The organism is Acidovorax sp. GW458-11-26-14-TSB4 (assembly GCF_059423865.1).
Genome location: NZ_JBWKYR010000018.1, coordinates 63,011 through 75,214 on the forward strand (window position 1 = coordinate 63,011; position 12,204 = coordinate 75,214).

Annotated in this window: 11 protein-coding genes; 2 read left to right on the top strand and 9 right to left on the bottom strand. The window is 68.0% G+C overall.

Going from position 1 to position 12,204, the window contains the following annotated elements; translation table 11 throughout:
• Nucleotides 1-37: 37 nt before the first annotated feature.
• Entirely contained in the window at nucleotides 38-1,594 is a 1,557-nt protein-coding gene (locus AC07X5_RS26030) for a glycoside hydrolase 5 family protein (RefSeq protein WP_494772486.1), read from the top strand.
• A gap of 15 nt (nucleotides 1,595-1,609) precedes the next feature.
• Here AC07X5_RS26030 and AC07X5_RS26035 read toward each other — a convergent pair whose 3' ends face one another.
• The 8 genes from AC07X5_RS26035 to AC07X5_RS26070 form a co-directional block, all read right to left on the bottom strand.
• A complete protein-coding gene (locus AC07X5_RS26035; protein ID WP_409963893.1) occupies nucleotides 1,610-2,380 on the bottom strand; it encodes a Crp/Fnr family transcriptional regulator in 771 nt (256 codons plus the stop codon).
• 119 nt (nucleotides 2,381-2,499) lie between these two features.
• The gene (locus AC07X5_RS26040) at nucleotides 2,500-3,624 is read right to left on the bottom strand and encodes a DNA topoisomerase IB (RefSeq protein ID WP_494772487.1); all 1,125 of its coding nucleotides are present in this window, start codon (nucleotides 3,622-3,624) and stop codon (nucleotides 2,500-2,502) included.
• Between the two features lie 81 nt (nucleotides 3,625-3,705).
• The gene (locus tag AC07X5_RS26045; protein ID WP_494772488.1) at nucleotides 3,706-4,866 is read right to left on the bottom strand and encodes an RDD family protein; all 1,161 of its coding nucleotides are present in this window, start codon (nucleotides 4,864-4,866) and stop codon (nucleotides 3,706-3,708) included.
• Between the two features lie 136 nt (nucleotides 4,867-5,002).
• Entirely contained in the window at nucleotides 5,003-6,010 is a 1,008-nt protein-coding gene (proX, locus tag AC07X5_RS26050; RefSeq protein ID WP_494772489.1) for a glycine betaine/L-proline ABC transporter substrate-binding protein ProX, read from the bottom strand.
• A 31-nt stretch (nucleotides 6,011-6,041) separates the two neighbouring features.
• A complete protein-coding gene (gene proW / locus AC07X5_RS26055; RefSeq protein ID WP_494772490.1) occupies nucleotides 6,042-7,283 on the bottom strand; it encodes a glycine betaine/L-proline ABC transporter permease ProW in 1,242 nt (413 codons plus the stop codon).
• Nucleotides 7,280-8,533, bottom strand: a complete 1,254-nt coding sequence (proV, locus tag AC07X5_RS26060; protein ID WP_494772491.1) for a glycine betaine/L-proline ABC transporter ATP-binding protein ProV — start codon at nucleotides 8,531-8,533, stop codon at nucleotides 7,280-7,282. The genes proW and proV overlap by 4 nt, the downstream gene beginning before the upstream one ends.
• A gap of 393 nt (nucleotides 8,534-8,926) precedes the next feature.
• Nucleotides 8,927-9,052, bottom strand: coding sequence for a hypothetical protein (locus tag AC07X5_RS26065; RefSeq protein ID WP_494772492.1), 126 nt, complete (start codon nucleotides 9,050-9,052; stop codon nucleotides 8,927-8,929).
• Between the two features lie 46 nt (nucleotides 9,053-9,098).
• A complete protein-coding gene (locus AC07X5_RS26070; protein WP_494772493.1) occupies nucleotides 9,099-9,671 on the bottom strand; it encodes a TIGR00645 family protein in 573 nt (190 codons plus the stop codon).
• 213 nt (nucleotides 9,672-9,884) lie between these two features.
• On the opposite strand from AC07X5_RS26070, the gene acs reads away from it, so the two are divergent.
• Entirely contained in the window at nucleotides 9,885-11,882 is a 1,998-nt protein-coding gene (acs, locus tag AC07X5_RS26075) for an acetate--CoA ligase (RefSeq protein ID WP_494772494.1), read from the top strand.
• Nucleotides 11,883-11,986: 104 nt separating this feature from the next.
• On the opposite strand, the gene AC07X5_RS26080 is transcribed toward acs, so the two are convergent.
• Nucleotides 11,987-12,204: hypothetical protein (locus tag AC07X5_RS26080; protein WP_494772495.1), on the bottom strand; the 218-nt coding region annotated here is incomplete at its 5' end.

The window sequence follows — 12,204 nt, forward strand, 5'->3', positions numbered from 1 at the left end:
AGCCGACACAAGACAGAGAAACAAACAGGAGACAACAATGATTTGGAACTTGAAAGCCTTCGCGCAAGCACTCGCCATCGCCGCCTGCGCCACCACCGCCGTCGCCCAACCGGGGCCCGGCTTCGGCCTCATCGGCGAGATCAAGCCGCGCAGCACGGCCGACATGGTGGCCGCCGGCATCACCAGCCCCTTCGGCATCGGCGGCGAGACCACCGACCGGGGCTTCAGCACGTTTGAAAACTGGCGCGACTACCTGGGGCCGCTGGGCGCCTCCAAGGTGCGCATCCAGTCGGGCTGGCACTTCATCGAGCCGGTGATCACCAGCCCCGCGACCTACGACTTCGCCAAGCTCGACACCATCGTCAACGGCGTGCGCGCGCAGGGCGTCAAGCCCTTCGTGTTCCTGGGTTATGGCAACGAGCAGGCGGGCTGTACCAACTGCGGCACCAAGGGCCTGGGCGGCGCACTGCCCACGGGCACCGGGCGGCAGAAGTGGCTGGATTTCGTGCGCGCCACGGTGACGCGCTACACCCAGCCCACCCTGAAGGTGAGCGACTGGGAGATCTGGAACGAGCCCGACGGCCATGTGCCCGCGGCCGACTACGCCCAATTGGCAGTGCAGACCGCGCAACTGATCAAGAGCATCCAGCCGGGTGCGAAGATCACCATCGGCTCGTTCACCACCGGCGTGCTGGGCGGGGCCACGTCCGAGGGTTACCTGTACGCCCAATCGGTGGTGAACTACTTTGCCGACAACAAGGGCGCAACCGTGCCCAATGCCGATGTGTCGGTGGCGTTTCACCCCTACTGGGGGCTGCCGGACTATGACTCCTATCCGTCGCAGCTGACCAAGTTCGACGCTTTCAGGACCCTGGTCGAGGGCCGCGGCTTCAAGCTGCGCCAGGGCGAGAACGGCGCGCCTTCCACCGCGTGCCAGTACTTTGCGCTGTGCGGCGGCGCGGCCTTCGATGAGGTGAACCAGGCCAAGTACATGCTGCGCCGCATGCTGGGCGACTTTGCGCGCGGCATCGAGACCAACATCTTCACCATCGTCGACCTGCACTACGACTCGACCAAGAACACCAAGGGGCTGCTGCGCACCGGCACCTGGCAGTACAACCCCAATCCGGCATCGGGCCCGAAGAACGGCGACCAGACCGTGCAGGGCCGCAAGATCGCCTATGGCTCATACCAGAACGTGACGGCGATCTTCGACAACCGTCTGCAGCGCATCGCCAACCCTGGCTGCACGGCACCCTATGGCCACACGGTGCATGCGTACTCGCGCAACGATGCGGGCGTGGTGCGCAACATGCTGGTGGTGTGGAAGAAGACCACCGAGCTGCCCACGGCCACCGCAGGCACGGCGCCCATCACCGTCACCTGCTCGGGCTTCCATTTCCCGCGCTATGCGCAGAGCAGCACGCTGCGCCCGCGCTTTGCCGACCTGCTCGACGGCAGCGTCTACCAGCTCACGGACAACAGCGTGGTGGTGAACAACAATGCGGGCACGAACAGCGTGCAGGTGAAAAACCTGCCGGTGGGCGACTACCCGGTCGTGATCGCAGACCAGGGCCTGGTGGTCTTCCAATAGCGCAACGCGGGTGCCTCAGCCTGGTGGCAAGGCCTCCTGCTGCGCCAGCGCTTCGAGCTGCGCCAGGTTGTGCACCACGATGTCGCGCTGGTGGATGCCGATGATGCCCTCGCGCTCCATCCACTTGAGTTCCATGTTGATGCGCTGGCGCGAGCCACCGAGCAACTGGGCCAGTTCGTCCTGCACCAGCGACAGGCCGATGGCGCCGCGCGTGCCGGGCACGGCGGCGCGCTCGCCGAAGCGGCGCAGCATGTGCAACAGCTGCTTGGCCAGCCGCGCGCGCAGGGGCAGGGTGGCCATGTCCTCCATCATCCAGTACAGGTAGCGCATGCGCCGCGCCTGCAGGGTGAGCAGCGCCTCGCCGAACGAGGGGTGTTCGCGCAGCAGCTGGCGGAACACCGCCTCGGCCACGCTGAGCACCGTGGTGGGGCCGTGCGCGTGGGCATCGTAGGTGTTGGCGCCCTGGTGCAGCACCTCGGCCTCGCCGACCCAGATACCCGGCTCCACATAGGCCAGCGTGACCTGCTTGCCCGAGGGCGTGGTGCGCCGGAAACGGATGGCCCCGCTGGCGCAGGTGAACCAGTCGGTCGCGAGCTTGCCCTGCTCGACGATCACCTTGCCGTGCGCATAGCGCGTGACCCGGCCCAGGCGCAGGATGTCGTGCCGCAGCGAGGGCGTGAGCGCCGCGAACCAGCGGCCGCGGTTGATGGCGTCGCGCTCTTCCAGGCTGAGGAAGGGGCGCTGCTGCGGGTTGCGGTCGATGCCGTGGCTCAAGGAATCCAGCATGGTGGGTGGCTGCTCTCGGGGCAAGTCGAAAGAAAGGCCCGGCGTTTGCCGCGCTGCAGCAATTTTAGCGGCGCGCCCCGGGGCGGTAGCGCCCGCCGGGGCACATTGGCGACAGGACCTCAGCAGCCCTTGGCGCGGGGCCGGTGCAAAAAGGCCAGGAGCCTGCGTTCCGCCGCGCTCAAGCCCCGTGGGGATGCGGCGCCGCCGATGCGCTCCCACACCGACTGCATGCCCGGCCCGGCATCGGACGCCAGGCGCGAACCCAGCTCCAGCACGGCCGGGTGCACATACGACTTCTTGCACACAGCCGGGGTGTTGCCCAGCTGGCGCGCCACCTCGGCCAGGATGTGCTTGGCGCTGTAGGCAGGCTCGCCGGTCTGCCCGGTGCAGGCCAAGCGCGTGAGCTCCAGGGCCTGCACCGTGCCGTGCCAGGTGCGGAAGTCCTTGGCGGTGAAGCGCACGGCCGTGTCGTCGCCAGCCTTGTCCGCACCGGTGATCTCGGCCAGGTAGTCGTTCACGTCACCCGAACCCACGGTGTGGGCCTGGCCGTCCTCACCCAGATACTGGAACAGCTCCTGCCCCGGCAGCTGCTGGCAGCGGCGCACCACGCGGGCCACGCGCGGGTCGTCCAGCGCGGCCTGTTGCGGCACGCCGCTCTTGCCGCGAAAGCTCAGCGTGAGCTTGCTGCCGTGCAGCTTGGCGTGGCGGGTGCGCAGCGTGGTCAGGCCGAAGGAGTTGTTGCTGCTCGCATACTCTTCGTTGCCCACGCGCACGAAAGTAGTGTCCAGCAGGCGCACCAGCGTGGCCAGCACCACGGTGCGGCCCAGGGCCTTGCCGCGCACCCCTTCCTTGAGGTCGCGCGCCACCCGCGCACGGATGCGTGGCAGCGCGCGGCCAAAGGCCTGCATGCGGCCGAATTTGCTCTCATCGCGCTGCGCACGCCACTCGGGGTGGTAGCGGTACTGCAGCCGGCCGCGGGCGTCCAGCCCCGTGGCCTGCAGGTGGCCGTTGGGCAGCGGGCAGATCCACACGCTGGTATAGGCCGGAGGGATAGCCAGTTTGTTGATGCGCGCCACCTCATCCGGGTCCACCACCCACTGCCCATCGGGACTGCGGTAGCGGAAGGCTTTGCCGCGCCGCACGCGCGTGAGGCCCGGCATGGCCGTGCTCACATAGCGCAGGCCACCGGGCAGGCGCGGGCGGGATGGGCGATTCTTGCGGGGGGAGGCAGCAGGCGAGGGCATGCCCCGATCACACCGCGCCCTGCCGCGGTGTGCCGTAGGAGCCGGCTCGACACCGGCGTGGGACGGCGCCGCACGGCCGGGCTATCTGGCGGCGCCCGCTACCGCGTGCCGGCAGCCGAAGGACAGGTTCTCGCGCGCGATGTCGTCGCTGCCGCACTGCCATTTGCCCAGGTCGCTCTGGCCCTTGCGCTTCTTCATCGTGGGCATATAGACCAGGTGCTTGCCGGCAAGCGGCTCGCCCGCCCCATCGGCAATGGTCAGGCGCACGACGCCATTGGCGGGCTCGATGGCCAGCGCCTTGAAGCCTGCCGGCAACTGCCCTGCCTGCGTGAGGCCGATGGCCGCCGCGCTGGCGGGGAAGCTGCCGCTGCCGCGGTAGTGGTTCTCCACCAGTTGCAGCACGGGGCGTGCGGCCTTGTCCAACTGGCGGACCTGCTCGCGGTGCGGGTTGTCGGGCTCGTCGCCTTGCTTCCACAGGGCAATCCCCACCATGACCGCAAAACTGAAGGCCGACAAGGCGCCCAGCACCACCATGGCCTTGAGGAACCAGCCGGGCCCGCGCTCCAGCGCCACGGCCTTGCGGATGGCGGTGTCGCTGGCCTGGTTGGAGACCACGAAGGTGCCCGTCATCGAGCTGTGCAGGCCGCGTTCGCCGAACAGGGCCGTGAGCACGCGGTGCAGCAGGAAGGGCACGGCCAGCGTGAGCCCCAGGGTCAGCGTGTACTTGAGGAAATGCCGCAGCATCGAGCGCGCCACACCAGGGCGCTCGCCCGTGCCCGTGGCGACGCGCATGCGCAGCAGGCGCTTGCCCGGCGAGCCCTGGCCCATGGCATCCATCAGAGCGGGTGCGAACAGGCCCAGCACGGCCAGCGCCAGTGCGGCGGGGTAGGCAGCATTGGGCGCCGCGTCGAAGGCTGGGCGCGCGAAGACCCAGGCCAGCACCATCGCAATCGGCAACACCAGCGCCAGCAGCCCGTCGATCAGCGTGGCGCCCAGGCGCGCCAAGGTGCCGGGAAACACCTCGACCAGCTCGACCTGGTGCGCCTGCGCCTGCGCCGGCGCGGGCCGGGGGGCTGGCGCGGGCGCCTTGGCCGTGGGGAAGGCGAAGGGGGCTGGTGCCGGTGCTGCGCCTGCCTGCGTGCCAGCCACCGGCAGCGGTGCCTGGCAGCTGAAGCATTGGGTGTAGGAAGCGTGGTTCTGCCAGTTGCAGCGCGGGCATTGCATGGTGGTGCGGCGGGCCATCGTCGATGGCCGGCAAAGTGGGAAGCGGCCGGATTATGCGGCGCACGCCCCGCCGCCTGCGGTCCGCCGAGGCCACTTGTGGCCTGCACCACACACACTCACCCGAAAGAGTGAGACATTCCTCACACTTGCCCGTTTACTTCGCCGCCGCCAATGCCTGCGCGATCCAGCCGTCGAAGGTGGCCTGGTGCGCGCGTATCCAGCCATCGGTGTGCCGCACCATGTCGGCCTGCGTGTTCTGGCCGCCCTGCATGGCCAGGTTCTGCGCATTGATGTCGCCCACGGGCAATTGCATCACCTCGAACAGCTTGGCCGCGGCCGGGTTGGCATCGGTGAACTGCTTGTTGGCAACGATGCGCTGGTGGTTGGGGATGAAGCCGTAGTTCTTGCCGTTGGGCAATTGCGTGTTCACCCCCGCCTGCTCGCCCGGCAGGGCGGTGTGCGGCACCTGCAGCCACACCACTTCCTGTCCGGGGCGCAGAAGGCCGCTGACCCAGTAGGGTGTCCAGGTGTAGTACAGGATGGGCTGGCCCTGCTTGAAGCGGGCGATGGTGTCGGCGATCAGCGCCGAATAGCTGCCCTGCACGTGGGTCACCGTGCCGGTGAGGCCATAGGCCGTGAGCTGGTGCTCGATCACGCCCTCGCAGCCCCAGCCGGGTGTGCAGCCCGTCAGGTCCGCCTTGCCGTCGTCGTTGGTGTCGAACAGTTTGGCGAGTTGCGGGTCCTTGAGCTGGTCGATGCGGGTGATGCCGTACCGCTCGGCCGTCTTCCTGTCGATCAGGTAGCCCTGCACGGCGTTCTGCGAGTAGCTGCCGGTGCGCGACAGCCTGGCGTCGCCCCCGGCGTTCCTGTAGAAGTCGGCGTGCAGCGGGTCCCAGTGGTTGGCCATGTACGTGGCGTCGCCCTGGGCGATGGCGACGTGGGCCGTGGGGTACTCCACCTCCTTGATGGGCTGCACGGTGTAGCCCAGCTTTTCAAGCGCGCGGCCCACCAGCAGGGTCTGGAAGGTCTCTTCGGCGATGGAGCTTTGCAGCGGCTGCACGGTGATGCCCTTGCCGGGCAGGTCGGCCGGCTGTGCCTGTGCGCCGCCGGCCAGGGCGAGCGCGGCCAGCAGGGCGGCTGTTCGGTGTCGGATCGATGGCATGGTGTGGTTTCCTTTCGCTATTGGCTGGCGGTCAGCGCACGTCACGGGCCAGTGCGGCCTGGGCGGGCGATGTATCGGCCTGTGGTGGGGTGCTGGCGGGCCGCACCAGGCGGGCAACCAGGCGCAGCACCAAGCCCACGGGGCCGGTGTGCCACCAGCGGCGCGCGCCGCGGCGCGGCTGGCCCAGCGACTGGGTGATGCGGTCCAGCGTGATGGCCAGCAGCACGATGCCCAGGCCGCCCACGGTGGCCAGCCCCATGTCCAGCCGGCCGATGCCGCGCAGCACCATCTGGCCCAGGCCGCCCACGGCGATCATGGAGGCGATGACCACCATGGACAGCGACAGCATCAGCGCCTGGTTGATGCCGGCCATGATGGACGGCATGGCCAGCGGCAGCTGCACCTTGACCAGCATCTGCAACGGCGAAGCGCCGTAGGCGCGCGAGGCCTCGATCAGGTCGGGCCGCACCTGGCGCAGGCCCAGGTTGGTCAGGCGCACCAGCGGCGGCAGCGCGAAGACGATGGTCACCACCACGCCCGGCACATTGCCGATGCCCAGCAGCATCACCACCGGCACCAGGTAGACGAAGGCCGGCGTGGTCTGCATGGCGTCGAGCACCGGGCGCATGAAGCGCTGGGCGCGGTCGCTGCTGGCCAGCACAATGCCCAGGGGCAGCCCGATCAGCACGCAGAAAGCCAGCGAGGTCAGCACCAGCGACAGGGTGACCATGGCCTCGGGCCAGATGCCCAGCAGTGCCACCAGCGCCAGCGACACCACCGTGCCCAGCGCCAGCGCACGGCCCGCGAACTGCCAGGCCAGCAGCCCGGCCAGCACGACCATGGCGGGTGCGGGCAGGCTGGTGAGCAGGCCCTCGATCCCGCTGAGCGTGCCGTCGATGGGCGCGCGCACGCTCTGGAAAAAGGGGCGGAAATGCGCCACCGCCCAGGAGAGACCCTGGTTGATCCAGGCCTCCACCGGCAGGGAGCCATCGAACAGCTGGTGCAGGTGCAGGCCGCCCGTGGCAGCGGGGTCCACGGTGCTGGCGGCGTCCACCACGGGCGTGGGGGCGTTGAGCCAGTCGGTCGCGCCTGCGCCACCATCGGCGGGCTGCATGGACGCCTCCCATGGGTCGACATACGGCGCGGGCTGGGCTGGCTGCGCCATGGCGGCATCGCTTGCCGCCCAGGGGCTGTGGTCGGGCTGCAGGGGCAGCGGCGCCTCCGGGGCCATGGCAGGGAGCGTGGGGGTCATGGTCGTGGTGGTTTCGTTCATGCGGGGCTCCCGGTGGTGGCGTTCGATGGGGTGGGCGCAGTGGCCGGGATGGGTGGCGTATCCCGGTCCAGAAAGCGCAGCAGCGTGGTCTTGCTGATGGCACCGCGAAAGCGGCCATCGGCTTCCACCACAGGCAGCGCGCAAGGGGCCTGGGCCACCTGGCCGAACAGTTCGGCCACCGGGGCCTGGGCATCGATGGGCTCCACGCAGCCGATGTAGGCATGGTGCAGCCCCAGCGGCCCGGCATGGCCCTGCAGGGCCGAGCGCAGCGAGTCGGCCGACACGGTGCCCAGGTACTGTTTGGTGGGGCTGACCACGTAGGCAAAGTCGTCGTCATGCCCTTCGATGAGCTGCAGCGCCGCACGGGCGCCGCGCTCGCTGTGCTCGTTGACCACCGTCAGGCGCTTGCGCGCGATGTCGCCGGCCTTGAACACGGCGGCAGCATCCACCCCGCGCACGAAGCTGCGCACATAGTCGTTGGCCGGGGTGCGCAAAATCTCGTCGGGTGTGCCCACCTGCACCACCTCGCCGTCCTTCATGATGGCGATGCGGTCGCCGATGCGCATGGCCTCGTCCAGGTCGTGCGAGATGAAGACGATGGTACGCCGGCGCACCTGCTGCAGGCGCAAGAGCTCGCTCTGCATCTCGGTGCGGATGATGGGGTCCAGCGCCGAGAAGGCCTCGTCCATCAGCAAAATGGACGGGTCGCTGGCCAGTGCCCGGGCCAGGCCCACGCGCTGCTGCATGCCGCCCGAGAGCTCGTCGGGGTAGCTCGCGCCCCAGCCTGCCAAGCCCACCTGGTCCAGTGCCAGGGCCGCCTGCTGCTCTCGCTCGGCACGGTCCACGCCCGCCAGTTCCAGCCCGAAGGCGGCGTTGTCCAGCACTGTCATGTGCGGCATCAGCGCGAAGGACTGGAAGACCATGCTGATGTCCTTGCGGCGCAGGGCACGCAGCGCGCGGTCGCTCAGGGCGTTGATGTCCTCACCATCCACCAGGATGCGGCCAGCCGTGGGCTCGATCAGGCGGTTGAGCATGCGCACCAGGGTGGACTTGCCCGAGCCCGACAGGCCCATGACGACGAAGATCTCGCCTGCGGCGATGGTGAAGCTGGCGTCGAAGACGCCGATGGACTGGCCGGTCTGGGCCAGGATGTCCTTCTTGTCCAGGCCCTGGCGGGCCAGGTCCAGTGCGGTCTGCGGCGCGTCGCCGAAAACCTTGAAGACATGGTCGATGCTGATTTGTTTGGCCATGGGGTGGGTCCTCCCTCGTTGAGTGACGGCTTGGTTCAACAGGCCTGGCCACCCGAAAGGGGGCCAGGTGCGGAGGCCGGAAAAAGCAAAACCCTGATGCGGCAGCCGACCCGGCAGGCACGCGCAATGCAGTGCGTGCAGGGGCACGGAAACGGGGCTGGAAGAGATCGGCCCGAATGGCACGCGAAGGCGGTGCGCAAGGGCCTGGGTGCGCGCCGGAAGAGGTCTGGGCAGAGGACTTCCGGGGGCGCTGGCTCGGCGCCACCGCCAAGGGCGGCACCGTGCAGTGATGGGCATCAGGGCCGCAGATCCGGCCGAGGCGTCGGGGAATGGCTGTCTGTCAGAAAGAAGACAAGGCTGTGCCGACTGGGATTCGCCCTGCAGGAAGGCGAATTACCTGCGTTGCAGGTTGTAAAACACCCCTGCATTGTATGTATTCAGTGCTTTTATGTCCAGAAAGCGGTTTTTTGCAGCCATGGTATACGCATGTGCGGCGCGCACGATGATTTCTTCGGGCATGAAAAAGGCCGCTCGCGGCGGCCTTTCGGGAAGGAGGGCACCGCCCTCAGTGACGCGCAGGCGGCGTGCTGTGCGCCATCAGGCGGTCCGTGGCGGCAATCGCCAGCGCGCTCAGCAGGAACACCACGTGGATGATGGTCTGCCACATCAGCACCTTGAGGTCGTAGTTGGCGGCGTTGATGAAGGTCTTGAGTAGGTGGATGGAGCTGATGCCGATGATGGCGGTGGCCAGCTTGACCTTGAGCACCGAGGCGTTCACGTGGCTCAGCCACTCTGGCTGGTCGGGGTGGTCTTCGAGGTGCAGGCGCGAGACGAAGGTTTCGTAGCCGCCCACGATCACCATGATCAAGAGGTTGGAGATCATCACCACGTCGATCAGCGCCAGCACCACCAGCATGATGATGGTCTCGTTGAGCGCGGTCACGTCCACATCGCTCTTGTAGCCGATGCTGGAGACCAGCGATTTCAGCGCATTGGTGTCGCCGAAGGCCGCCTCGATCAGGTGCACCAGCTCCACCCAGAAGTGGAAGACATACACCGCCTGCGCCAGGATCAGGCCCAGGTACAGGGGCAGCTGCAGCCAGCGGCTGGCAAAGATCAGCGAGGGCAGGGGGCGCATGGGGGCGGGTGTCAGGGGTGGCTTGGGAGCGGACATAAATGGGCTGGAGTGGGGAAGACGCGCAATTTTAGGGGGTGGCGCGTGACAGGTATTCGACCGGCCCGCAGGGGCTTGCGCGCCAGTTCTGTAAGCTTCGTGCCAGTCAGTGGCTTGTAAGTGCTGCGCAGGACAGTACCGGCCAAATCAATTCCATCAGACCCAGGAGACAACAAGATGAGTGCAGCTTCCACCTCCGCGATCGAGTCCGTGCTGGTCGAGAACCGCGTATTCCCCCCGTCCGAAGCCATTGTGAAGGCTGCGCGTGTATCCGGCATGGCCGGTTACGACGCCCTGTGCGCCGAGGCCGACAAGGACTTCGAGGGCTTCTGGGCCCGCCTGGCGCGCGAGAACGTGCAATGGAGCAAGCCCTTCACGCGCACGCTCGACCAGTCCAACGCCCCCTTCTTCAAGTGGTTCGACGATGGCGAGCTCAACGCCAGCGCCAACTGCCTGGACCGCCACATCGGCACCCCCACCGAGAACAAGGACGCGATCATCTTCGAGGCCGACGACGGCAGCGTGACCCGCGTGACCTACAAGGAACTGCTGGCCCGCGTGGGCCAGTTCGCCAACGCGCTCAAGGCCCATGGCGTGGCCAAGGGCGACCGCGTGCTGATCTACATGCCCATGACGGTGGAGGGCGTGATCGCCATGCAGGCCTGCGCGCGCATCGGTGCCACGCACAGCGTGGTGTTCGGCGGCTTCAGCGCCAAGGCGGTGCAGGAGCGCATCATCGACGCGGGCGCCGTGGCCGTGGTCACCGCCAACTTCCAGATGCGCGGCGGCAAGGAGCTGCCGCTCAAGGCCATCATCGACGAGGCCCTGGCCATGGGCGGCTGCGGCACCATCCGCAACGTCTTCGTGTTCCAGCGCACCCCCACCGCCTGCAACATGGTGGAAGGCCGCGACAAGACCTTTGGCGAGATCCTTGAGGGCCAGTCCAGCGACTGCCCGCCCGTGCCCGTGGGCGCCGAGCACCCGCTGTTCATCCTGTACACCAGCGGCTCCACCGGCAAGCCCAAGGGCGTGCAGCACTCCACCGGCGGCTACCTGCTGTGGGCCAAGCTCACGATGGACTGGACCTTCGACCTGCGCCCGGACGACATCTTCTGGTGCACGGCCGACATCGGCTGGATCACCGGCCACACCTACGTGGCCTACGGCCCGCTGGCCGCAGGCGCCACGCAGATCATCTTCGAGGGCATCCCCACCTTCCCCAACGCTGGCCGCTTCTGGCAGATGATCGAGAAGCACCAATGCACGATCTTCTATACCGCGCCCACGGCCATCCGCTCGCTCATCAAGGCGGCCGAGGGCGATGCCGCCGTGCACCCCGCGCGCTCGGACCTGTCGAGCCTGCGCATCCTGGGCAGCGTGGGCGAGCCCATCAACCCTGAGGCCTGGATGTGGTACCACAAGAACGTGGGCGGCGAGCGCTGCCCCATCGTGGACACCTTCTGGCAGACCGAGACCGGCGGCCACGTCATCACTCCGCTGCCCGGCGCCACGCCGCTGGTGCCCGGCAGCTGCACGCTGCCGCTGCCCGGCATCGCCGCCGCCATCGTCGATGAGGTGGGCAATGACATCGCCAACGGCACGGGCGGCATCCTGGTCATCAAGCGCCCCTGGCCCAGCATGATCCGCACCATCTGGAACGACCCCGAGCGCTTCAAGAAGGCCTACTTCCCCGAAGAGCTCAAGGGCTACTACCTGGCCGGCGACGGCGCCGTACGCAGCGCCGACCGTGGCTACTTCCGCATCACCGGCCGTATCGACGACGTGCTCAACGTCTCGGGCCACCGCATGGGCACCATGGAGATCGAATCGGCCCTGGTCTCCAAGACCGACCTGGTGGCGGAAGCCGCCGTGGTCGGCCGCCCCGACGACGTGACCGGCGAGGCCATCTGCGCCTTCGTCGTGCTCAAGCGCGCCCGCCCCACCGGCGAAGAGGCCAAGCAGATCGCCAACGAACTGCGCAACTGGGTGGCCAAGGAAATCGGCCCCATCGCCAAGCCCAAGGACATCCGCTTCGGCGACAACCTGCCCAAGACCCGCAGCGGAAAGATCATGCGCCGGCTGCTGCGCAGCATCGCCAAGGGCGAAGCCATCACGCAGGACACCTCCACGCTGGAGAACCCTGCAATTCTCGATCAATTGGCCAAGGCCAATTGATCGAGAAGGGCGCCGTGGGCGCCCGCGCGCTGCGCTTGCAGGGTTCGTGGACACTCATATCGCCGCAGGCGATGTGATGTGGCCACAGAACCCACGTCGTTCGGTCACCGCGCGTGATCGAAGCTGCGGGCCAATTGATCCAGGAGGCGCCGCTCATGCGGCGCCAGCGCGCAGCGCTTGTGGGGTTTGGGGACACTCATATCGCCGCAGGCGATGTGATGTGGCCACAGAACCCACGTCGTTCGGTCACCGCGCGTGATCGAAGCTGCGGGCCAATTGATCCAGGAGGCGCCGCTCATGCGGCGCCCGCGCGCAGCGCTTG